The organism is Lentzea sp. HUAS12 (genome assembly GCF_024125735.1).
GTDB lineage: Bacteria > Actinomycetota > Actinomycetes > Mycobacteriales > Pseudonocardiaceae > Lentzea > Lentzea albida.
On record NZ_CP099738.1, the window covers coordinates 1,230,800 to 1,252,149 of the forward strand.

The window sequence follows — 21,350 nt, forward strand, 5'->3', positions numbered from 1 at the left end:
CGCCCGGCATCATCCAGCCTCCACGGCGCCGTGCAGGAAGAAGTCGACCACCTGGCGCGTGGTGGGCGCGTCGACGTCGGGCAGCCTGCGGCCGCCGAACAACAGGGTCAGGAAGAGGCCGGCCAGCTGCTCGGGAGGCAGCCGCAGCCGGTCGCGCTCCGGGGCGAACAGCTCGACCATCGCGCTTCGGATGGCGGCCATCGACTCGCGCCGCCCGCTCCGCCACGAGCCGGTGCGGTTCTCGGGGTCGCGGCGCTTGGCACGACCGGACGCGTGCAGGGCGCTCATCAGCGCGCCCATCCGCTCGAGGTGCGCGCCGAGGGCCTCGGCGGCTTCGACGAGCCGGTCCTCCAACGGCTGGTCGAGGGGGATCTCGGCGATCGCGTCGAGCACGTGGTCCGGCCGCAGCGCCTCGGCCGTGCAGGCGTCGAACAGCTCGTCCTTGTCCTTGAACGCGCGGAAGACGGTGCCCTCGCCGATGCCGGCGGCGCGGGCGATCTGGCTGCTGGTCACGTTGGCGCCGTGCTCGACCAGGAGTGGCAGCACGGCGTGCACGATCATGGCGCGCCGGTCCTCGGCGCTCATGCCCGGCGCTCGTCGCCGGGCCTCGGATGCTGGTGTCATGCACCCATGGTGCGGAGTGAGTGCTCACTCCGTCAAATCGAATAGTGGTTTGGGCAGGTCAGGTGGCGTTGTGGGGCGGCTTGGGGGAGGGCTGAGCAGGCTGGGGGCGGGGCTGCGGCGGGGTGGTCGCCTCGGCGCCGCACGAGGGGACGGAGGCCGGTCTCGCGCCATCGCTGTGCGGCCTGGCGGCAGGGTGCTCGCCGGACCGCGGGGGCGGTGGCGTCGCACTCCTGCGCGGCCCAGTAGATCCGCTCGCCGACCTACGATCCCGCCGTGTCGCACTGCCGAGCGGCCTCCTGCAAAGCGCGCAGCGCGGCCCGGCACGCGGGGCGGTTCGTGCTGCTGTCGCGCCACAACGCGAACACCCGCCGTCGGGGCGCCGGCAGCAGCGGCACGAAGCGGACGCCCTCCGGTGCGGGTCCGCGGCCGAGCCGGGGCAGGAGCGCGGCACCGAGGCCCGCCGCCACCAGGGCGAGCTGGGTGGAGTGCTCCGAGGCGGTGTGCCTGATCCGGCGCTCGATCCCGTTGCGGCGCAGGGTGTTCTCGAGCCAGCCGTGGCAGATCTCGTCGCTGGGCCACGCCACCCAGTCCTCGTCGCGCAGCGCGTCCAGGGTGACCTCGGACCGGTCGGCGAGGGGGTGCCGGGCGGGGAGTGCCACGTCGAGGACGTCCTCTAGCAGTGGGGCGCTCGAGATGCCGTCCGGGATGGTGAGCGGTTCCTCCGGCCAGTCCTGCACGACGGCGATGTCGATGTCGGCGTGGCGCAGCTGAGCGATCGACTCGTGGGGCTCCAGTTCGACCAGCCGCGCCGACAGGTCCGGGTGCCGGTGCCGCAGCGATTGCAGCATCGGTGGGAGGAGGCCGCGGGCCGCGGTGGCGAACGCGGCCACCGACAACGCTCCCGCTACGGCGCCGCGGTGGTCGGCGAGGTCTGTCTCGACGAGCTCGACCTGCCGCAGCAGTCTGCCCGCGTGCTCGGCGAGGAGGTCGCCGACGTCGGTGAGCCGGATGCCGCGGCCCTGGCGTTCGAGCAGGCGTTGGCCCACCTCGCGTTCCAGTCTGGACAGTTGTTGCGACACCGCGGAGGTCGTCACGTGCAGGGCTTCGGCGGCACCGCGGACCGATCCCGTCGTGGACACCGCGTGGAGCGTCCGCAGGCGTTCCAGGTTCAACACATTAGCGATGCTACGCGGTTGGTCTAAGAATGTTTCGATTGTCTTAGTGGTTGCTCCTCGGCAGTGTGGAGGCACCAGACCACACAAGGAGAACCCGTGCACACCCTCGTCCTCGGCGGCGACCTGCCCGTCCACCGCCTGGGCTTCGGCGCCATGAGACTGCCCGCGAACGACCCCGCCGCGGCGCACGCGCTGGCCCGCCGCGCCGCCGACCTCGGCGTCACCTTCTTCGACACGGCCGACTCCTACGACCTCGGCCGCAACGAGGAGCTGCTGGCGGAGGCCCTCCACCCGTACCCCGACGGCGTCGTGGTGGCGACCAAGGCCGGTCAGTGCCACCCCGGTGACGAGTGGATCCCGCTCGGCCGGCCGGAGTACCTGCGCCAGCAGGCCGAACTGAGCCTGCGCCGGCTGCGGGTCGAGCGCATCGACCTGTTCCAGCTGCACCGGGTCGACCCCGCGGTCCCGCTCGCGGACCAGGTCGGGGCGTTGCGCCGGTTGCAGGACGAGGGGAAGGTGCGGCACGTCGGGCTCTCCGAGGTCACCGCCGCCCAGATCACCGAGGCGGAGCGGATCACGCCGATCGTGAGCGTGCAGAACCGGTACAACCTCGCGGACCGGCGCTCGGAGGACGTGCTGGCGCACTGCGAACGGCACGGAATCGCCTTCCTGCCGTGGCTGCCGATCGCGCCCAGCCTGCGCGCGGACTCACCGGTGGCGGAGGTGGCGCGCCGGCTCGGCGTCACGCCGGCCCAGGTCGCGCTGGCGTGGTTGCTGCGCCGGTCGGAGGTGATGCTCCCCATCCCGGGCACGTCGTCGCCGCAGCACCTCCAGGAGAACGTCGACGCCGTCGGCGTCGAGCTGTCCGACGAGGACTTCGCGCGCCTCGCCGCCCAGGAGCACGTCCGGCTATGACCCGAGCTTCGTCCAGAACCCCTCCGAGACGACCTCGACGACCCCGCCGGCGACCTGGATCGCCGTCTGCTCGTCGATGACGTAGGCCGGGCCCCCGATCTCGGCGGCCCACCGCTCCGCGTCGGCCATCGTGTTCGTGGGGAAGGCGCCGAGGTGCGGGAAGATCGAGAAGTCGACGATCCCCAGAGCGCGGTCGTCGGGCGCGGACGGCCACTCCACGAAGTACGTCCCGATCCTCGGTGTCATGACCATGCTGCCGGCGCTCACGCCCAGCCACACCTTGCCGGACAGGGAAGGCAGCAGGTCGGCGAGTCCGGACTCCCGCATCCAGTGGCACAGGTAGGTCGCGTCGCCGCCGTCGACCAGCAGCACGTCCGCCTCCTCGACCCACGGAACCCACCTCTGCGCGCCGACGGAGGGCAGCGCGGTCAGCTCCAGGACACCGAGCGACGCCCAGCCCAGGCCGGAGAAGTGCCGCCACGAGGGCTGGGCGGCGACGAACCCCCGCACCGATGCCGGGCCGCACATCGGGTGACCCCACTGCGCGGTCGGGACGCACAGGGCGTGGCACTCGGAGATCGGCTTGCCCAGGAGGCGGACGAGCGCCGAGCGGATGCTCGGGTTCGTCACGCCTCCTGAGGTGAGCAACAGTTTCAAGGCTTTCCTCCGGAACGCGCGGCAGGGGACGGGGTGGCAGACCGCCGGCCGGGTCCGGACTCATCGCGGTGCGGAGGTCCTGTGTCCGACTCGTTATCCCCGGAACGTACTCAACGCGGCCGCGCGCCACCCCAGAACACCATGACCTCCGACGACCAGAACTACTTCAAGATCAGATCTCAGGACGAGGAGACGGCGCGGAAGAACCTGGTGCCGGACAACTCGTCGAAGGGCCTCACGACGCTGCCCGAAAGCGTGCTGTCCTACCACGGCGCCCTGATGCTCGACCCCGCCACGGCGGCGCGGGTCGACGGGTACGTGGCGACGCAGCCGACCGCCTACCGCGCGGCGGAACTGCTCCTGCCCGCCGACTCGCCGGTGGAGGACATCAACAACGTGCTCGGCCTCGACCTGGGCCTCATGCTCGAGGGGGTCTCGGGGCTGCGCCACCGGCTGGTCCCGGACAAGGACCCGGAGCGCAGGGCGCAGCGCAGGGAGAAGGGCACCGCGTCCGCCGTCAGGGTCGACGCGTGGACGGCGATGCAGACGCTGCGGTCCGCGACGCTCGAGGGGGACAACAGGCTGGCGGCGCACAAGTCGGCGATCGACGCGATCTCGCTCAACCACCTGCTGATCGGCTCCGCCATGGGCGGCATCGGTGGCGTGAGCGTGCTCAACGGCGTGCCCGGCGCCATCGGAGGCAACCCCGATCCCGGGAAGGACCCCGGGAACCTCGGCTACTGGCGGATCCCCGTCGCCGTCCAGTTCCCCGCCACCCGGCGGTCGGTCAGCTCGTCCCGGCGCCCGGTGATCGCGGTGCTGGACACCGGCATCGGGAAGAACAGCTGGCTCGGTGTCGTCGACGAGAACGACCTCGGCCCGTTCGTGCACATCGACCAGGACATCCAGAAAGTGGTGCACAGCCCCGTTTCCGACGGACTTCTCGACGACTCCGTCGACCACCCGCCGACCGGCGAGCCGCTGACCGGGTACCTCAGCTCCCACACCGGCCACGGCACGTTCATCATGGGAATCGTCCACCAGGTCGAGCCCGACGCCGACGTGTTGTCCATCCGCGTGATGCACAACGACGGGGTGGTCTACGAGGACGTGCTGCACGACGCCCTCGCCGCCCTGCTGGCGAGGGTGACGCAGGCGCAGGACAGGTGGAAGACCGCGAGCGACGAGGACAAACCCGAGTGGGCCGGGCGGATGGTGGACGTCGTGTCCCTGTCGCTGGGCGGATACCAGGAGGAGGGTGAGCTCGGCGCCGGCTACGACAAGATCACCCGGAGGATCCAGGACCTGCACGCCCGCGGGGTCGTGGTCGTCGCCTCCGCGGGGAACTACGCCAGCTCCAGGCCCTTCATGCCGGCCGCGCTCGCGAAGCGGGACGAGGACACGCCGGTCGTCAGCGTCGGCGCGCGCAACCCCAACGGCACGAAGGCGTTGTTCGCCAACGACGGTCTCTGGGTGACGACGTGGGCGCTGGGCGCCGGGGTCGTCAGCACGTTCCCGGAGAACACCGACGGCAGCGGATCACCGAGTTACCAGGTGGTGGCGCCGAACGCCGTCGACGAACTGGGCACGAGGGAGTCGCTGGAGGTGGACGACTTCCGGTCGGGTTATGCGATCTGGGCGGGAACCTCGTTCGCCGCTCCGGCGGTGGCCGCGCAGATCGCCCGATTGCTCAGGTCGAACGGCCTGTCCGACATCGGCCCTGCGGCTACGCTCGACCGGGCAAGGGCGGCGGTGAAGACGGTTCTTCAGATGTAGCGACCGCAGCGGGTGGTGTGCCATGCACGACAGCGAAGCACCGACGTCCAGACGTACCAGGATCACCGACCTCGTCCGCGCGGTCCGCGCCGGAGCGCACGAGCACGTGGACGAGCTCGTCGCCGAGCTGAGTCCGTTGCTGTGGCAGGTGGCCCGCGGGCAGGGCCTCGACCGGGCCACCAGCCAGGACGTCGTGCAGACGACGTGGCTCAACTTCCTTCGGGACGTGGAGAACATTCGCGAGCCGGCCGCCGTCGTCGGGTGGCTGATCACCACCACCAAACGGGAGGCGTGGCGGGCCCAGCGCAAGGCGCACGCGGGAGAACCGCTCGACGGGCACGACGTCGTGGACGACTCGCCTTCGCCGGAGGAGACCGCGCTGTCCTCCGACCGGCAGCGGCGGTTGTGGGAGGCCGTTTCCCAGCTGTCCGAACGGTGTCAGGCCCTGCTGCGGATCGTGGCGTTCGTCCAGCGGCCGGACTACACCGCGGTGGCGAGGTCGCTGGGCATGGCGCGCGGCAGCGTGGGGCCGACGCGCGGCAGGTGCCTGGCGCAGCTGAGGTCGGTGCTGGACGCCGACCAGGGCGGGAGTTGGCGATGAACCCCGACGGCGTGGCGGAACCGTTGGACGACAGGGACTTCCTGATCCTCGCGGGGGTGCGGGAGCTGTACGAGGCGATCGACCCGATGCCCGCGGAGGTGCTGGAGGAGATCCGGTTCTCCCTGGCGCTGCGACACCTCGAGACCGAGATCGCGCGCGCGGTGCCGGACCTCGCGGCCGCCGTGACACGCGGCGAGGAAAGCCGCAGGCTGCTCGCGTTCGAGAGTCCGGGAATGAAGATCGCGTTGGGCGTGAAGCCCAACGGGGACGGCACCGTCCGGCTGGACGGGTGGCTCACCCCGCCGGGGGAACACCGCGTGGAACTGCACGCGCAGACCGGTGTGATCGTCACGCGGGCGGACGAGCGGGGCAGGTTCGCGGTGGAAGGGGTGGCGCGCACCCCGGTCCACCTGACCGTGCGGCTGGCGAAGCCCGTCACCGCGCTGCGCGCCGTGACGACACCGACGTTCGCCCTGTGATGGAGCGGAAACCGCTGCCGCAGCAGACCGTCGACCGGGTGCTGCGGATGCGTGAGGACGGATCCGGTCTCACCAACAGCGGACGTCCCGCCGCGGGGGCGCGCACGCTCCGCGCGGCGCTGCGGCTGAGCGGCTGGCCCGGCGACGAGAACTGGCTGGCCGGGCGCGTGCTGATCAGTCTCGGGCTCGCGGAGGCCGAGCAGGGCGACACGGAGGCGGGATTGCGGCTGCTCGACGAGGCCGCGCGCATGATCGCCCCCGAGCACCGGGGAATCCTGTTGCAGAACAGGGGAGTTGTGCTGCAACGGGCCGGTCGCACGGACGAGGCGGTGCCGTTGTTCGACGCCGCCATCCCGTTGCTGGCGAGCGCCCACGACCACTTCACCCTCGCGACCGCGTTGCTGAACCGGGCCACCCTGCGGCTCGGCGTCGGACGGGTGCGCCTCGCGCGTGACGACCTCCGGCGCTGCCGTCAGATCGCCGAGGCGAACCGGTACCACCTGCTGATCGCCAAGGTGGACCACGACCTCGGCTACTGCCACCTGCTGGCGGGCGACATCCCGCTCGCGCTGCGGTCGCTCGACGAGGCGTCGCGCCAGTACCGGCTGCACGGCGCCGACTACCTCCCGGTCGTCGTGATGGACAAGGCGAGGACTCTGCTCGCGGCCGGGCTCGCCCGCGAGGCCGACCGCGAGCTCACCGACGCGTTCGGGCTGTTCCGGCGCGACCGCTTCAGCGTCGACTACGCGTGGGCCGAACTGACCAGGGCGCAGGCCGCGCTCGCCATGGGAGACCACGCAACCGCGCTCGCCTGGTCACGGCGTGCGGCCCGCCGGTTCCGCGGGCACGGCGACGCGGCCTGGGCGGCCGTCGCGGAGATGACGACGCTGCGCGCGGAACTGATGCGGGGACGACGTCCGGGCGCACTGGCCGTGCGCGCGGAAGAACTCGCGAGTCGCCTGCACGCCTTGGGTTTGCGCTACGACGGTGATCAGGCCCTGTTGCTCTCGGCGCGCGCGTTGCTCGCCGCCGGTCGCGTGCTCGAAGCGGGCCGGGTGGTGGCGCGCGTCGCCCGTCCCGGTGCGGGAGCCCCGATCGAGACGCGGCTGCTGCGCCAGCTCACCCAGGCGGAACTGCAGGGTGCGCGGGGCCGGCGCGAGGCCGCGCTGTCCCACGTGCGCGCCGGTCTGGCGATGCTCGACCGGCACCGCCGCCGGTTCGGCAGCGTCGAGCTCCGCGCGGGGGTGTCCCTGCTGGGCGGGGAACTCGCCGACACCGGGCTCGGCACGGCCCTGCGCGGCGGCTCGGCCCGCCGGGTCTTCGACTGGTCCGAACGCTGCCGGGCGCAGGCCTTCCGCGCGCGGCCGGTGCTGCCGCCCGCCGAGGAGAGCACGCGGGAGATGATCGCGGAACTGCGCCAGCTCCACCGCGCCGACCAGCGCCACCGCGTGGCCGAGCTGGAACGCTCGTTGCGTGAGCGTGGCTGGCAGCAGGAGGGCACCGGGGGCCACCTCACCCTCGTGCAGCTGGGCGCGGTCCACCAGCAGCTGGGCGGCACCCACGTGATGGTGAGCTACGTGCACCGCGCCGGGCGGTTGTTCGCGTTGGTGCTCAGGAACGGCACCACGACGCTGACCGAGCTCGGCTCGCGCGAGGCCGCGGCGGAGACCGTGCGGCGGCTGATCAGCGACCTCGACGCGATGTCGAGCTGGCAGCTGCCCGCGGACCTGACCCGGCTCTTCCGGGAGTCCGCGCGCTGGCACCTCGACCAGCTGCAGGACGCGCTGCTGACACCGCTGCGGTCGTTGCTGGGCAACGACAACGCTGTCGTGGTGGTGCCGTGCGCCGGTCTCACGACGGTGCCGTGGGGCCTGCTGCCCGCGTTCCGCGGCCGCGCGATCTCCGTCTCCCCGTCGGCGTCGGTGTGGGCGACGGCCCGGCAGCCGGCCGGACCCGCGCACGACGGCGGCGAGCTGCTGGTCGCGGGTCCCGAGCTCGACCAGGCCGAGGCGGAGGTCACCGCGCTGGCCGGGCTGTACCCGCACAGCACGCGGCTGACCGGGGCCGCGGCGACCGTCGAGGCGACGCTGCGTTCGCTGAACGGCGCCACCGTCGCGCACCTCGCGGCACACGGGCACCACGAGCCGGAGAACGTGCTGTTCTCCCGCCTCGACCTGGCCGACGGCCCTCTGCTGGCCTACGAGCTGCAGGGCCTGCAACGGGCACCGAGGCACGTCGTGCTGTCCGCCTGCGACGTCGGGCAGGCCGAGGTCCGCGCCGGTGACGAGATCCTCGGCCTGACCGCCGCCATGCTGTACGTGGGGACCACCACGGTCGTGTCCAGCGTCGCGCGCGTGCCGGACGACGTCGCGGTCACCGTCATGCACGAGTACCACCGGGCGATCGTCGCCGGGAGCGAACCGGCGCGGGCGCTCGCGGACGCCTGCGCCGCCGGCCCGATGGTGCCCCTGGTCTGCTACGGCGCCGGATAGCCCGGACCTCACCGCCGCGGTTCCCAGCGGAACAGCCGGGAGGCGAGCGCCGCCGCCACGACCACCCACGCGAGCGTCGGCGCCAGCAGGAGCAGGGAGTCCGTCACCGCGACACCGCCGGACCACGCGTTCACGACGAGCTCGGTCGCCGACCCTCCCGGCAGGAGCCGCTTGAGCAGCGTCAGCTCCTCGGTGCCGGAGATGCCGACCCAGCTGGCGACGGCGATGACACCGAGGCAGACGGGCAGGGTCGTGACCTGCGCGTGCTCCGGCGAGTTCGTGAGCCCGGCGGTGGCGAGCGCCAGGCCGACCATCATGAGCGTGGTCGTGAGGACGGCGAGCGCCAGCAGGACGATGTTGTCCGGTGCCGTGGTGACGGCGGCCAGCACGGCCATGATCGCGACGACCTGGACCAGCGCGACCGCCGTGGCGGGCAGCACGAGCCCGGCGAGGATGCCCGCGTCGCCCGCGGCGGTGGAGCGCAGCCGCTTGAGGAACAGGTTCTGGCGCCGCGAGGCCAGCGTGGTGACCGAGCTCGCGTAGAGGCCGAACGCGCAGACCGTGAACATCACGATCGCCGCGATGTAGCCCAGGCTGCCGATCTGGGCGAAGACGTCGTGCTGGTAGAGGAAGAACGCGCTGACCGCGATGGGCATGACGAAGCTCGTGACGAGCACCGACCGGTTGCGGAAGATCTGGGTCAGTTCGCTGAGGAAGATCGGGAGCACAGCAGTGTCCTTTCCGGACGGAGGTGGGAGTCAGGAACCGATGGCGCGGAAAACGTCGTCGAGCCGGGTCGGTCCGGCCTCCAGCTCGCGCAGTTCGAGGCGGTGGTCCTCGGCCCAGCGCAGCAGTGCCGCCAGCGACCGCTGCAGTTCGAACGTCTCGACGAGGTACCGGCCGTCCTCCTCGCGCGTGGCGGCGGGCGGCGCGGGAGCGGGCGCGGCGAGCCCGAAGCGGATGACGGACGGCAGCGTCCTGGTCAGCTCGGCGACGGTGCCCTCGCGGTGGAACCGGCCGCGGTGCATGAGACCGATGCGGTCGGCGTGCTGCTGCGCCTCTTCGAGGTAGTGCGTCGTCAGCACGACGGTGGTGCCGCTCTCGCGCATCCGGTCCACTGTGGACCACAGGTCGTCGCGCGACTGGATGTCGAGGCCCGTGGTGGGCTCGTCGAGGAACACCAGCTCGGGCGTGCCGTACACGGCGGTGGCGAAGTCGAGGCGCCGCTTCTCGCCACCGGACAGCTGCGACACCCGCGTGTCCGCCTTGCGGGTGAGGTCGACGACGTCGAGCACGCGACCCACCTCGTCGGTGCGCCGGGTGAGGGACCCGACCAGCCGGACGGACTCCGCGACCGTAAGGTCCGGTGTGAAACCGCTGTCCTGCAACATGATCCCCATCCTTGGACGCACGGCGGCGCGGTCGGCCGGGTCGTGCCCGAAGACGCGCACGGTGCCCGAGGTGGCCTTGCGGTGGCCCTCGACGGTCTCCAGGGTCGAGGTCTTCCCCGCACCGTTCGTGCCGAGCAGGGCGTAGAGCTCGCCTCGCCGCACGTGGAAGGACAGGTCCTGCACGGCGTGGAAGTCGCCGTAGACGACGTTGAGACTGTCCACTTCGATGACTGGTGTGGTCGGCATGCGTCGATTCCACCGGTCGTGGCTCGCGGCGGGCAGTGTCACCACGTCACCACCTGGCCGTGACATTCGTGCCCCCGAAGGCATGACGTGGCGTCACTGGTGCCGTCCGGGACCCGGCGAAATACTGGTCGGGTGACAACGCCCGCACCGCCCAGCTACGCCGCGTCCGCACGGGGACGGATGAGCAGGCTGAACATCACCACGCAGCTCGCGGTGATCATTCCGGTCGGGACGGTGCTGGTCGTGTTCGACTCCCAGGTCTGGTGGGAGGCGGCCGTGCTCGTCCTCGGCCTGCTCACGTCCGTCGTCGCCATCGTGCTCTGGGCGAGGGACGAGATCAACGCCCACGCCGTCCCCCTGCTGGCCACCGGCGCCGCCGTGTGGGTCTTCGGAGCGCTGGTCAGCGGGAGCACCACGGCGTTCTACAGCATCACGGTCGTGGCTCCGCTCATCGTGCCGCAGATGCGGCGGCACCGGATCCCGGCCGCGGCGGGGGTCGTCGTCTTCGTCGCGGCGGCCGGCGCGGCGAGGATCCCGCTGGCGCCGGCGAGCGCGGGCTCGACCGCGTTCCACTTCGTGCTGGTCCCCGGTGCCGTCATGGTGGTCACGCTTGCGTTCATGTTCGCCAACGACGCCTTCTACCGCGTCCTGGACGAACTGGACGAGGCACGCGAGCACGAGGCGGAGCTGGCTGTCGCGCGAGAGCGGATCCGCTTCGCGAGCGAGCTGCACGACATCCAGGGCCACACGCTGCACGTGGTGAAGCTCAAGACCGCGCTGGCCGGGAAACTGGTGCGACGCGACGCCGAGCGCGCGGAGGAGGAGCTGCGGGAGATCCACGCTCTCGTCGGCGACACGATCAGGCAGACCAAGGAGCTCGCGTACGCGCAGCGGCGGCTCAACCTCGCGGGGGAGCTGGAGAACGCGAAGAACCTGTTCGAGGCGGCGGGCATCCGCGTGCGGATCGTGCGCTCGGCGCCCGTGGCCGAAGGGGAACTGCTCGGCCAGGTGCTGCGGGAGACGACCACGAACATCCTGCGGCACGCGCAGGCGGCGCAGGTGCGGATCACGCTCACCGAGTCCGGCATCACGATCGTCAACGACGGCGCGTCCGGCGACGGCCCGCCCGAGCTGAGGGGACTGTCCACGTTGAGGGACCGGCTCGCGGGGTTCGGGGGAGAGCTGAAGGTGAAGCAGGAGAACGGTGAGTTCACGACGGCCGCGACCGTCCCGGCGGGAGTGGCGCGATGACGACGGTGGTGCTGGCCGACGACGAGGCCCTGCTGCGCAAGGCGATGGCGGCCCTGCTGCCGATGGAGGGCGACATCACCGTGCTCGCCGAGGCCGAGGACGGCGCGCAGGCCGTCGCGGCCACGCTCGACCACCGGCCCGACGTGCTCGTGATCGACCTCGAGATGCCCGGTGTGGACGGTCTGGGTGCCGTGGCGGAGATCCGCCGCGTGCTCCCGGACCAGGTGGTGCTCATGCTGACCAGGCACGCGCGCCCCGGCGTGCTGCGCAAGGCCCTCAAGCTCGGCGTGCAGGGGTTCGTGAGCAAGTCCGCGGACCCCGCCCACATCACGTCGGTGATCGCCGCGCTGCACGGCGGCAGGAGGTGGATCGACCCGGACGTCTCCGCGCTCGCCGTGGCCGACGACTGCCCGCTCACCGACCGCGAGATCGACGTGCTGCGCGCCACCGCGGAGGGCTACTCGGTCGCCGACACGGCCCGGCAGCTCCACCTCGCCGACGGCACCGTCCGCAACTACCTGTCCAACGCGATGCAGAAGACGCAGACCAGGACGCGGCACGAAGCCGCCCGCTACGCACGAGAACACGACTGGCTCTGAGAGAGGAAGACATGCTGATCGTCGAGGACCTCGCCCTGCTCCTGATGGACGACGAGTCGGGCACCCCGGCCGCCGCCGGCACGCTGCACTACACGATGGGCGGCGCCGTGCTGGTCGAACTGGCCCTCGCCGGCCTGGTCGAGGTGCGGGACAAGAAGGTCGTCGCCGCCGGCACCGCACCGGACGACCCGCTGCTGAGGTCGGGCTACGAGAAGGTGGCCGAGAAGCCCCGGTCCGTCGACTCGCTCCTCGCGCGGATCGGCGCCGACATGTGGTCCCGGGTCGTCGACCGCCTCGTCGAGCGCGGCCTCATCGCCAGGGAGGAGAAGCGGGTGCTGGGCATCTTCCGGATGACCACGCTGCCCGCGACCGACACCCGTCACGAGGAGGAGGTCCGGCAGCGCATCCGCGCGGTGCTGGTCGACGGCGAGACCCCGGATCCCCGCACGGCCGCGCTGACGGCCCTGCTGTCGGCGAGCGGCGCCCTCCCCGCCCTGCGGCCGAAGCTCGCGTGGTCCGGCGACGTCGCCCGGCGCGCGAAGGAGCTGGAGCGCGGAAACTGGGGCGCGGAGGCGGTGAGCGCCGCGGTGACGAGGACGGCGGCGGCGATCGCGGCGTCCACCGCCGCGGTGACGGTGGCCGTGGTCGCCACGACGGTGACGTGATCCCGGCCGTGCGTGCCGCGGTCACTTCTCCGCTCGCCGGACGAGTTCGGGGAACGGGGTCGCGACGCCGTCCCGTGCGGTGCGCACGCCGATCCGCCTGCGGCGCAGGAGTTGCGCGGCCGCCAGCACGACGTAGAGCGCTGACAGCACGAGGATCACGACCCGGTTCGCGCTGTCGGGCAGCGTGACGCTGGCGGTGAACTGCGCCGCGAACAGCCCGAACAGGGTCGCGGCGCCGGGGGTCGTGAGGCCGAGGTCGGCGAGGATGCTGACCGCGAACAACGACTGGGCGGCGGTGATGAGCAGTTCGAGGCGCTGGTGGCCGTCGAGCGGGAGCCCGTGGGTGCTGGCGCTCGAGATCGCGAACATGATCGGGATCGTGCCGACGAGCAGCGTCCACTGGTTGACCTTGCTGGACAGCAGCGTGCCGAGCGAGTGCGAGGCCATCAGGCGGGCGGCGTACAGGCAGGCCACGATCAGCTCCGGCGACTCGCTCGCCAGCGGCGCGACCCACTGCACGAGCACGAACTGGTCCACGCCGAGGCTCGTGCCGGTGTCCACGAGGTTCTGCGCGAAGTGCTCGGCGGTGGCGAGGATGACGATCCCGGCGAAGGCGAACATGCCGATCACCCACCACCGCCGGGGCCGGCGCTCCTGCCGGCCGACCCACTCGGACACCCCGAGCAGGGTCGGTTCCTCGACCGGTGCCTTCGACAGCCGCCAGGCGTAGCCGCCGAAGATCGCCAGGAACACCGCCGCGTCGACCATCGTGAGGGAGGAGCGCAGCGGCAGCGTCAGGGAGTAGAGCGTGGCGAGGGCGAGGAACACCACCTCGACCGACATGACCGGCGCGAGCGCGATCCGTCCTTCGTGGGTCGACCTGCTCTCCCGCTGCGCCCGCCGCACGGCGATGGTGCCGACGAGCACGACCAGCGGCCAGCCGAACCCGACGAGCACCCGGTTCGCGCCGGTCATGTTCGCGAGCGCGAGCGAACACGGGTCCGCCTCACCGGGTGGCGGCGCGCAGGTGCCGTTCGCCGCGAACTCCTGGCCGGCCTCGAACGTGAACACGAGGTCCACCGCGTACTCCGGCAGCACCGCCACCAGCGCCAGCACGGCGATGGCCAGACCCGCGCTGACGTCGACCTGAGCGGCTTCGGCCGCCCAGGCGAGCACGAACGCCGCGCCGACGATCGCGATGCCGAACACCGCCGCGGCCACGGCGGGAGGGAGGTCGGGGTGCGGTCCGCCCAGGTAGTCCGCGGCCCCCAGGTAGGCGCCGGGGAGGGTGACGGCGGCGGCGATCGGCAGCCGGGCGGGAGAGCGTCGTCGGTCGGCGGGCAACGACCGCACCTCCAGATCTGGGACGTCCGGCCGGGCAGGTCGGCGCCCGGTCGTCCCGCGCCGGATACCCGGCGCGGCGGTCGCGCACGCCCGGTCAGCCGGCCGTGAGCTTCTCCGCGACCGCGGCTTCCAGGGCGCCCAGAGCGGCCTGCACCGCGTCGATGCCGGCGACGTCCTGGTACGTCACCATCTCGACCTCGCTCGACCCCGCGCCGCGGGGCTGGGCCGCGAGGAAGCCCTGCGGCTCGTCGTCCCGGACCCAGCGCAGGGTGCGTTCGTCCGCGTTCAGGTCCAGTTCGCAGTCCCGCAGCCAGTCCGGCAGCCACGCCGCCTCCTGGGACGGGTCCGCCGCCGTGTTGAGGACGATGTCGGCTTCCGCCTGCATCGTCCTCGTGCCGCGGATCTCGTCGTCCGCGCGAGTCACCATGAGCGACCGGCTACCCCGCGCGCAGCGGAGGAAACCTGGCGGTCCGTGGTGCGCCTGGGTGCGTGTACCCTCCGCTCGCGCCCGGACCTGTGCAGCCGATGGTGCCGAACATGATCACCGGGCGGACTCCCCGCGTCCGCGCTTCCGTCCACTGAGGACAGAATGCTCGGAGACGTCTCGGCCACCTGGGTGGGGAGCGGCGGAGGTAGGGCGAGAGCGCTCCCCACCGACCCCGGCCGGACCTGCTCGTCCAGGCCTTCGCGGCGTCGTCCGGCCGAGTGAGAAGCTCGTGGACCGTCCCAGGTCCGTCCTGAGTGCCGTCGCAGGACGTCGCAGCCGCTCCGGAGTTGCCTCGGGGTCGCGAACCTCACCTAGTTCACTATTTAAATAGTGAAATGTGTTACCTTGGCGTGGTCGATGGTGAGAGGAGGCGGCCGTGACCACGCGAAGGAACTCTGACCGTGCACCGGAGGGGGTGCGGGTGTTGTCCCCCGCACGTGCCGGCGGAGGTGGCGGCATGATCTGGGCGGCGTTCCGGTTGCAGCGCCTGCAACTGCTCATCCTCCTCGGAGTGCTGGTCGTCGGCTCGGGTGTCATCGTGCTGCTGCGGTACGACATGATCGACGTCCTGAACTCGTCGCAGCTCGCCCGGTGCGTGGCGCTGTCCATCGAGGAGTGTGCGGCTCCGCCCGGGGCGCAGAAGGCGTTCCGGACGGACTGGAGCACCGCGTTCGAGTCCGCGCGCGCCCTGATCATCGTCCTGCCGGCGCTGATCGGCGTGTTCGTCGCGGCTCCGCTGTACGCGCAGGAGCTCGAGCAGGGCACGCACGTGCTGGCGTTCACGCAGTCGGTGAGCCGCACCCGGTGGATGTTCAGCAAGCTGGTCGTGGCGCTGGTGCCGGCGTTGGTCGTGCTGGTGGTGCTGCAGTACCTGGTCTGGTGGTGGCTGAGCGCGGCCGGCACGCTGGGGCCGCGGATGAACGGTCCGCTGTACACCTTGAACTTCGGCATCGACCACGTCTCGCCGGTCGCGTACGCGCTCTTCGCGTTCACGCTCGGCACCTTCCTCGGCGCGGTGTTCCGCCGCACCCTGGTGGCGATGACCGCGGGGCTCGCCGCGTTCGTGGTCGTGCGCTTCGCCCTGTCCGGGGTGGCGTACCGGCTGGTGCCCTCGCAGCGCAGGGAGTCCGGGGCCAGCGAGAACGCGGACCTGCGCGCGGACGGCGTCGTGCTCGACTCGGGCTGGCTCGACGGAGCCGGCCGGCCGGTGCCCTCCGACAAGGCCGTCGCCCTGGCCGACTCCTGCAAGCTGACGCCGGCGGGAACGCTGAACACCACCGAGGGATACCTGGCCTGCACCTCGGACGCCGGCCTGGTGAAGAGGTACGCGTCCGTCATCCCCGAGAGCAGTGCCCCGCTGGCGCACCTGTACGACTTCGCGATCTTCGGGGGCCTCGCGGTGCTGTTGCTGGCCGCCACCGCCTGGGCCCTGCGCAGGCAGAGCTGACGACCGCCTCACCGATCTCCTCCGGCTTCGCCGAACCCGAAAAGCCAACTCGCCGTGACGAGTTCTATTTGACGTGGACGAAAAATGACCATCCGAGATGACCCGAATTCGCCGACGCTCGACCTGGTGCCGGAGATGGTGACCCGCCGACTGCCGAAGCGGCGCAGGCGGAGGAAGTGGACTGTCCCGATAGGACTGACGATCGTGCTGGTCGCGGTCCTCGCCGTGGTGGTCGGCCGATCCGGCTCGGACGACTGGCGTACCGAGTGCACGGAGTTCACACCGGTGGCAGGACCGGTGCCCGTCCTGGAGAAGGCGCGCCAGGAGTTGCTGAGCGTCGGGCACGACCCCGTGCTGTCGATGGAGGTCGTGGACCTCGACACCTGCACCACCGCCCTGTCCTGGAAGGCCGACCTCGCCCAGCCCACGGCGTCGGTGGTGAAGCTGCTCATCGCGCTGGACCTGCTGCAGCGGACGTCCACGAACTCCGGCAGCGTGGAGAACGACGTCACCGCGATGCTGGCGCGCAGCGACGACGGTGTGGCGAGCCGGTTGTGGCAGAGCGGAGGCGGGCCGGCGATCGTCACCCGCCAGGCCACAGCACTGGGCCTGCGCCACACCCGGCCACCGGCGACCGCGGGCCAGTGGGGGAGCACGACGATGTCCGCGTCGGACGTCTCGCTCGTCTACCGCCACATCGCCGGCCGCCTCGAACCCGAGGACCGTGAACTGCTCACGTCGGCGATGGCCGACGCACCGCGCGCCGCCGCGGACGGGTTCGACCAGTACTTCGGCATCCCCAGCGGCCTGCCGGACGCGACGTGGGCGGTCAAGCAGGGCTGGGGCAGCGCGAACGGCCGGCGCGTGCTCAACAGCACGGGGTTCGTCGAGGTCGGTGACACCTACGCCGTGACGCTGCTGAGCTCCTGGAGCCAGGACGCCGACTGGGCGGTGGTGAGCGCCGCGCTGACCAAGGCGGCCACGGCGCTGCGCGGCCTCCTGCACTAGTGCCGGCAGGCGAACGCGGCGTGCGCCGCGAATTCTGAGTGGGTGCGGAGGGACGAGGGGTTGCGCAGGGCGGTGCGGCGGCTTGGCGGATGACGCGTTCGGCGGGGGCAGCGCCGCGTGTGCCGGGTGTGCCCGACCACCTCCGCCGGCCCGATCGCTTCCGCCTTCCCTGACCGCTCAGCCCACCGCCTGCCTGGCCCACCGCCTGCCCGAGCCGCCTCACCGCCTCCGGTACCTGGTCACCACCACCCCACCGGGGAACGTCCGGGTCTCCACCAGGCTCAACCCCACCCACGCGTCCAGCGCGGTGTGGAAAGGCGCGCCCCCGCCCACCAGGACCGGGTGCGTGACGATCTCGAACTCGTCGACCAGCCCGGCCCGCACCGCCGCCCCGCCCAGCCTTGCGCCGCCGACCCTCATCGGGCCGCCGTCCCCGGCCTTGAGCCGGGTGATCTCGGCGATCGCGTCGCCGGTCACCACGCGGGTGTTCCAGCGGGACTCGTCGATCGCCGCGGAGGTGAACACCACCTTCGGCGTGTCCCGCCAGTTCCGCGCGAACTCGACCTCCGCCGGGGTGGCGCCCGGCTGCTGGTCGCCGGTCGGCCAGTGGGAGCTCATCGTCTCCCACAGCCCGCGCCCGTACAGGAACAGCTCGATCGCCTTCTCCTGTTCGAGCCACCACTCGAACAGTTCGTCGCTCGGCTGGCTCCAGCCGAGGTCACCGTCCGCCGCGGCGACGTAGCCGTCCAGGCTCAGGTTCATGCCGTAGATCAGTTTCCGCATGGCGTCATCCTTCCGTCAGTCGGTTCGAGGTGTACGGACCGGCGCGGCGCGCAGAAATCATCGGCACCCGCGTGGCGTACGACACCGCAGTGGGCGGTGGCCGCGTTTTTGTCGGTGTCGTGTGGACACTGCAAGGGTGAGCACGCCGACGCCCTTGCTGAGCCCGACCCGGATCTACGTCGAGCCCGCCGCCGCGCTGCTGCCGCGCGGCCGTGAGGTGCTGGACAGGTTCCCCGACGCGGAGCGGGTCGAGGTCGACAGCCACTGGCGCATCCCCGAGCTGCACGGGGACGAGGCCAACGCCCGCCGCTGGGTGCGGATCAAGCGCGAGGCGCTGGTGCTCGGGGTGAAGAAGTCCCTCAGCGCGCGGCCCAACGGGCGCTCGGCGCACTTCATCGCGCCGTCCACGGCCAACGGGTGTGCGATGGCCTGCGCCTACTGCTACGTGCCGCGGCGCAAGGGCTACTCGAACCCGATCACGGTGTTCGCGAACATCGACCAGATCACCGGCTACCTGAGCCGCCACGTCGCGCGGCAGGGGCCGATGGCCGAGCCGGGCCAGATCGACGACCGGGCGTGGGTCTACGACATCGGGGAGAACTCGGACTGCTCGGCGGACGCGCTGGTCAGCGACAACGTGCGGGACCTGGTGGAGCTGTTCCGCGGTCTGCCGAGCGCGAAGGCCTCCTTCGCGACCAAGTACGTCAATCGCGACCTGCTGGAGTGGGATCCGCGCGGTCGCACCCGCGTCCGGTTCTCGCTCATGCCCGAACGCACCGCGAAACTGCTCGACATCCGCACCACCCCGGTCGCGGAACGCCTCGCCGCGCTCGACGACTTCCGCGAGGCGGGCTACGAGGTGCACGTGAACCTCAGCCCCGTGGTCGTGCACGACGGCTGGCTCGAGGACTGGCGGCAGCTGCTCGAGTCGCTCGGGGACGCCACGTCGGCGGCCACCCGCGAGCAACTGGCCGCCGAGGTCATCATGCTCACCCACAACCAGCCGCTGCACGAGGTGAACCTGCGCTGGCACCCGCGCGCCGAGGACCTGCTGTGGCGTCCCGATCTGCAGGAGGTCAAGCGCAGCGAGGGCGGTGGGGTCAACGTCCGCTACCGGCGCGGGCTCAAGCGGGAGCTCCTCGACTCGTTCCTGGCGCTCGTGCAGGCGCACGCGCCGTACCTGCGCGTCCGGTACGCCTTCTGAAACGCGCGCCGACCTGTCACGCCGAGCCCGCAACGGGCGAATAAGCTGGCGATCATGGCCAAGAACCGGTGGACCGCCGACGACCTGCCCGATCTCACCGGTCGCACCGTCGTGGTGACCGGTGCCGCGAGCGGGGTGGGCCGGGGCACGGCCACCGCCTTCGCCGCGGCCGGGGCGCGCACGGTGCTCGCGGTGCGCGACGTCGCCGCCGGGGAACGGGCGGCGGCCGCCATGTCCGGCACCACCGAGGTCCGCGAACTGGACCTGGCGGACCTGGCATCGGTCCGCGCGTTCGCCGAGGGCTGGCACGGCGAGCTCGACGTCCTCGTCAACAACGCCGGTGTCGCCATGACCCCGCACCGCCACACGGCGGACGGGTTCGAGCTGCAGTTCGGCACCAACCACCTCGGCCACTTCGCGCTGACCAACCTGCTGCTGCCGTCGATCACCGGCCGCGTGGTGACGGTGGCCTCCGGCGCGCACAAGGCGGGCGTGCTCGACCTCGACGACCTCGACTTCGCCCGCTCCGGCTACACCGCGGTGAAGGCCTACGGCCGGTCGAAGCTCGCGAACCTGCTGTTCACCCTGGAGCTGGAGCGGCGCCTTCGCGAGGCCGGGACGTCCGTGCGCGCGCTGTCCGCCCACCCCGGCTACACGGCGTCCAACCTCGGCACCAAAGGGCGCAACAAGTACCTGGTCAAGCTCGTGCACGTGGCCGGCCGCTACCTTGCGCAGACGGAGCTGCAAGGCGCGCTCCCCACGTTGTACGCGGCGACGCAGGACCTGCCGGGCGCCAGCTACGTCGGCCCGGACGGGCGGTTCGAGATGCACGGCCACCCCGCGCTGGTCGGCCGGTCGGCGGCGGCCAGCGACCCGGTGCTCGCGCGCAGGCTGTGGGAGACGTCGGAGCGCCTCACCGGGGTGACCTTCCCGCTGACCGCGACGCCCTGAACGCCGCGCCTGCCGCCGATCGGGAAGACGTCGGCGGACTGTTCAGGAGGTGCCTGCCGTCTCCGCCGTGCGGCGGCCGGCGAGCGCGGCGGCGGCACCCAGGGCCGCGGCGGTGGCGCAGAGGACGCCCGCGGCCCCGGTGGTGATCGCGAGGGCGCCGACCGCGCTGGGGAGCACGACCTGGCCGAGCCGGTTTCCGGTGAGGCGCAGGGACATGGCGCGGCCCCGCAGGCCCGGTGGCGTGGAGCTCGCCAGCCACGCCATGGTGAGCGGCTGGCCGACGCCGAGGCCCAGACCCAGGAAAACGACCAGGCACGCCAGGGCGGCGGGCGGCAGCGGCAACGCGAGAGCGGCCATGGACAACGCCGACAGCACCGTCGTGACCACCATCAGCCGCCGGCGGTCCAGGAGCGTGACGAGCTTGCCGAGGAAGAAGCGCGACGTCATCGACGCGACGGCCCGCAGGGTCAGCAGCAATCCGATGAACCCCGCGCTGAGATCGCGATCGGTGCCGAGCGCGGGCAGGTAGACCAGGGTGATGTCGACGGCGGCGAGCACGACGCAGCTGACCAGCAGCGCGCGGGGCAGACCGGGGAGCCGGACCAGCGTCCGCATCCCGCCTGCCTCCTGCTCCCGCGATCCGGGCGGCCTGGCGGGCGTGCGGATGAACAGCGCGCTCAGCGTGAGCACCAGGCCGATGCCGATCGAACCGGCGAACAGCAGGCCGGTGTCGGGGACCGCCCGGCCACCGCCTGCCAGGATGATCAGGCCCGGCCCGGCGGCCTGCCCGAGCGAGGCGGCGAAGGTGTAGTGGCCGAACGCGGTGTCGAACCTGCCGTCCGGGGCGGAGTTGGCGACGGCGGCCTGCTGCCCGACGACGCAGAGCAGGTGTCCGGTGCCGAGGACGATGATCCCGGCGGCCAGCCCGGCCGTGGTCGACCCGGCGAGCAGCAGCACGACGGCGGACGCCGTCATCAGCACCCCTCCGGCGATCATCACGCGCCGTTCGCTGAAGCGGTCGGTGGCCTGCCCCGAGGGGACGGCGAGCACCAGCGGAACGACGGCGAACAGCGCGGTCAGCGCCCCCAGCCAGCCGCTGGGGACGTCGAGCTCGATCGCGCGGTACGTGGCGGCGGGGCGCAGGACGAACGTGACGACCTGCGCCAGGACGGCGTTGACGAGCAGCAGGGCGAACAGCCTGCGCCCCGGACCAGGCGCAGCCGTCTCCGGGGCGTGATCACCGTGCACGGCTCGA

At 72.0% G+C, this 21,350-nt stretch carries 21 protein-coding genes; 12 read left to right on the forward strand and 9 right to left on the reverse strand.

The genetic code is table 11. From position 1 onward, the window contains the following. Window positions 1-9: 9 nt before the first annotated feature. The gene (locus ND450_RS05680) at window positions 10-585 is read right to left on the reverse strand and encodes a TetR/AcrR family transcriptional regulator (RefSeq protein ID WP_089925272.1); all 576 of its coding nucleotides are present in this window, start codon (window positions 583-585) and stop codon (window positions 10-12) included. A 299-nt stretch (window positions 586-884) separates the two neighbouring features. Continuing rightward, a complete protein-coding gene (locus ND450_RS05685) occupies window positions 885-1,799 on the reverse strand; it encodes a LysR family transcriptional regulator (RefSeq protein ID WP_253325101.1) in 915 nt (304 codons plus the stop codon). Window positions 1,800-1,895: 96 nt separating this feature from the next. Between ND450_RS05685 and ND450_RS05690 the strand changes: the two genes are divergently transcribed. Further along, window positions 1,896-2,714 (forward strand): aldo/keto reductase, encoded by an 819-nt coding sequence (locus ND450_RS05690; protein WP_305885208.1) that lies wholly within the window; start codon window positions 1,896-1,898, stop codon window positions 2,712-2,714. Here ND450_RS05690 and ND450_RS05695 read toward each other — a convergent pair. Beyond that, complete coding sequence (locus ND450_RS05695; protein ID WP_371927664.1) at window positions 2,709-3,371, reverse strand: Type 1 glutamine amidotransferase-like domain-containing protein; 663 nt, start codon at window positions 3,369-3,371, stop codon at window positions 2,709-2,711. The two genes, ND450_RS05690 and ND450_RS05695, sit on opposite strands and share 6 nt — an antisense overlap. Window positions 3,372-3,512: 141 nt before the next feature. On the opposite strand from ND450_RS05695, the gene ND450_RS05700 reads away from it, so the two are divergent. From ND450_RS05700 to ND450_RS05715, 4 genes are read left to right on the forward strand one after another with little or no spacing between them, the layout of a single operon-like run. After that, window positions 3,513-5,147 (forward strand): S8 family serine peptidase, encoded by a 1,635-nt coding sequence (locus ND450_RS05700; protein WP_253325103.1) that lies wholly within the window; start codon window positions 3,513-3,515, stop codon window positions 5,145-5,147. Window positions 5,148-5,169: 22 nt separating this feature from the next. Continuing rightward, the gene (locus ND450_RS05705) at window positions 5,170-5,748 is read left to right on the forward strand and encodes an RNA polymerase sigma factor (protein ID WP_253325104.1); all 579 of its coding nucleotides are present in this window, start codon (window positions 5,170-5,172) and stop codon (window positions 5,746-5,748) included. Then, window positions 5,745-6,227, forward strand: a complete 483-nt coding sequence (locus tag ND450_RS05710; RefSeq protein WP_253325105.1) for a hypothetical protein — start codon at window positions 5,745-5,747, stop codon at window positions 6,225-6,227. Before ND450_RS05705 ends, ND450_RS05710 begins: the two co-directional genes overlap by 4 nt. Further along, window positions 6,227-8,719 carry a CHAT domain-containing protein gene (locus tag ND450_RS05715; RefSeq protein WP_253327864.1) on the forward strand — a complete coding sequence of 831 codons (2,493 nt, stop codon included), beginning with the start codon at window positions 6,227-6,229 and terminating at the stop codon, window positions 8,717-8,719. Before ND450_RS05710 ends, ND450_RS05715 begins: the two co-directional genes overlap by 1 nt. A gap of 8 nt (window positions 8,720-8,727) precedes the next feature. Here ND450_RS05715 and ND450_RS05720 read toward each other — a convergent pair whose 3' ends face one another. Both ND450_RS05720 and ND450_RS05725 read right to left on the reverse strand, forming a co-directional pair. Next, window positions 8,728-9,447: an ABC transporter permease gene (locus tag ND450_RS05720; RefSeq protein ID WP_253325106.1), complete on the reverse strand. Its 720-nt coding sequence runs from the start codon at window positions 9,445-9,447 to the stop codon at window positions 8,728-8,730. Window positions 9,448-9,477: 30 nt separating this feature from the next. Next, window positions 9,478-10,356, reverse strand: coding sequence for an ABC transporter ATP-binding protein (locus ND450_RS05725; RefSeq protein WP_253325107.1), 879 nt, complete (start codon window positions 10,354-10,356; stop codon window positions 9,478-9,480). A gap of 132 nt (window positions 10,357-10,488) precedes the next feature. Here ND450_RS05725 and ND450_RS05730 point away from each other — a divergent pair, with 132 nt between their 5' ends. The 3 genes from ND450_RS05730 to ND450_RS05740 are packed head-to-tail and all read left to right on the forward strand — an operon-like array spanning window position 10,489 to window position 12,871. Continuing rightward, window positions 10,489-11,607, forward strand: coding sequence for a sensor histidine kinase (locus ND450_RS05730; protein WP_371927665.1), 1,119 nt, complete (start codon window positions 10,489-10,491; stop codon window positions 11,605-11,607). Next, window positions 11,604-12,206 (forward strand): DNA-binding response regulator, encoded by a 603-nt coding sequence (locus ND450_RS05735; RefSeq protein WP_089925298.1) that lies wholly within the window; start codon window positions 11,604-11,606, stop codon window positions 12,204-12,206. The genes ND450_RS05730 and ND450_RS05735 overlap by 4 nt, the downstream gene beginning before the upstream one ends. A gap of 11 nt (window positions 12,207-12,217) precedes the next feature. Beyond that, window positions 12,218-12,871, forward strand: coding sequence for a GPP34 family phosphoprotein (locus tag ND450_RS05740; RefSeq protein WP_253325108.1), 654 nt, complete (start codon window positions 12,218-12,220; stop codon window positions 12,869-12,871). Window positions 12,872-12,892: 21 nt separating this feature from the next. Here the strand turns inward: ND450_RS05740 and ND450_RS05745 are convergent, their stop codons facing one another. Both ND450_RS05745 and ND450_RS05750 read right to left on the reverse strand, forming a co-directional pair. Further along, entirely contained in the window at window positions 12,893-14,215 is a 1,323-nt protein-coding gene (locus ND450_RS05745; protein WP_253325109.1) for a sodium:proton exchanger, read from the reverse strand. 94 nt (window positions 14,216-14,309) lie between these two features. After that, entirely contained in the window at window positions 14,310-14,642 is a 333-nt protein-coding gene (locus tag ND450_RS05750; RefSeq protein ID WP_253325110.1) for a hypothetical protein, read from the reverse strand. Between the two features lie 517 nt (window positions 14,643-15,159). On the opposite strand from ND450_RS05750, the gene ND450_RS05755 reads away from it, so the two are divergent. Both ND450_RS05755 and ND450_RS05760 read left to right on the forward strand, forming a co-directional pair. Continuing rightward, window positions 15,160-16,149 (forward strand): ABC transporter permease subunit, encoded by a 990-nt coding sequence (locus tag ND450_RS05755; RefSeq protein WP_253325111.1) that lies wholly within the window; start codon window positions 15,160-15,162, stop codon window positions 16,147-16,149. Between the two features lie 84 nt (window positions 16,150-16,233). Continuing rightward, a complete protein-coding gene (locus ND450_RS05760) occupies window positions 16,234-17,157 on the forward strand; it encodes a hypothetical protein (RefSeq protein WP_253325112.1) in 924 nt (307 codons plus the stop codon). A 219-nt stretch (window positions 17,158-17,376) separates the two neighbouring features. Here the strand turns inward: ND450_RS05760 and ND450_RS05765 are convergent, their stop codons facing one another. Next, a complete protein-coding gene (locus tag ND450_RS05765) occupies window positions 17,377-17,940 on the reverse strand; it encodes a dihydrofolate reductase family protein (RefSeq protein ID WP_253325113.1) in 564 nt (187 codons plus the stop codon). A 136-nt stretch (window positions 17,941-18,076) separates the two neighbouring features. On the opposite strand from ND450_RS05765, the gene ND450_RS05770 reads away from it, so the two are divergent. Both ND450_RS05770 and ND450_RS05775 read left to right on the forward strand, forming a co-directional pair. Then, window positions 18,077-19,144: a spore photoproduct lyase family protein gene (locus ND450_RS05770; protein WP_253325114.1), complete on the forward strand. Its 1,068-nt coding sequence runs from the start codon at window positions 18,077-18,079 to the stop codon at window positions 19,142-19,144. A gap of 54 nt (window positions 19,145-19,198) precedes the next feature. Next, complete coding sequence (locus tag ND450_RS05775) at window positions 19,199-20,095, forward strand: oxidoreductase (protein WP_253325115.1); 897 nt, start codon at window positions 19,199-19,201, stop codon at window positions 20,093-20,095. A 42-nt stretch (window positions 20,096-20,137) separates the two neighbouring features. On the opposite strand, the gene ND450_RS05780 is transcribed toward ND450_RS05775, so the two are convergent. After that, window positions 20,138-21,343 (reverse strand): MFS transporter, encoded by a 1,206-nt coding sequence (locus tag ND450_RS05780; RefSeq protein WP_253325116.1) that lies wholly within the window; start codon window positions 21,341-21,343, stop codon window positions 20,138-20,140. Between the last annotated feature and the right edge of the window lie 7 nt (window positions 21,344-21,350).

Coding starts and splice junctions, on each gene's coding strand:
- ND450_RS05715 (WP_253327864.1), top strand. CDS start 6,227: ATGGAGCGGAAACCGCTGCCGCAGCAGACCGTCGACCGGGTGCTGCGG.
- ND450_RS05765 (WP_253325113.1), bottom strand. CDS start 17,940: ATGCGGAAACTGATCTACGGCATGAACCTGAGCCTGGACGGCTACGTC.
- ND450_RS05740 (WP_253325108.1), top strand. CDS start 12,218: ATGCTGATCGTCGAGGACCTCGCCCTGCTCCTGATGGACGACGAGTCG.
- ND450_RS05775 (WP_253325115.1), top strand. CDS start 19,199: ATGGCCAAGAACCGGTGGACCGCCGACGACCTGCCCGATCTCACCGGT.
- ND450_RS05735 (WP_089925298.1), top strand. CDS start 11,604: ATGACGACGGTGGTGCTGGCCGACGACGAGGCCCTGCTGCGCAAGGCG.
- ND450_RS05750 (WP_253325110.1), bottom strand. CDS start 14,642: ATGGTGACTCGCGCGGACGACGAGATCCGCGGCACGAGGACGATGCAG.
- ND450_RS05680 (WP_089925272.1), bottom strand. CDS start 585: ATGAGCGCCGAGGACCGGCGCGCCATGATCGTGCACGCCGTGCTGCCA.
- ND450_RS05755 (WP_253325111.1), top strand. CDS start 15,160: ATGATCTGGGCGGCGTTCCGGTTGCAGCGCCTGCAACTGCTCATCCTC.
- ND450_RS05705 (WP_253325104.1), top strand. CDS start 5,170: ATGCACGACAGCGAAGCACCGACGTCCAGACGTACCAGGATCACCGAC.
- ND450_RS05725 (WP_253325107.1), bottom strand. CDS start 10,356: ATGCCGACCACACCAGTCATCGAAGTGGACAGTCTCAACGTCGTCTAC.
- ND450_RS05700 (WP_253325103.1), top strand. CDS start 3,513: ATGACCTCCGACGACCAGAACTACTTCAAGATCAGATCTCAGGACGAG.
- ND450_RS05760 (WP_253325112.1), top strand. CDS start 16,234: ATGACCATCCGAGATGACCCGAATTCGCCGACGCTCGACCTGGTGCCG.
- ND450_RS05710 (WP_253325105.1), top strand. CDS start 5,745: ATGAACCCCGACGGCGTGGCGGAACCGTTGGACGACAGGGACTTCCTG.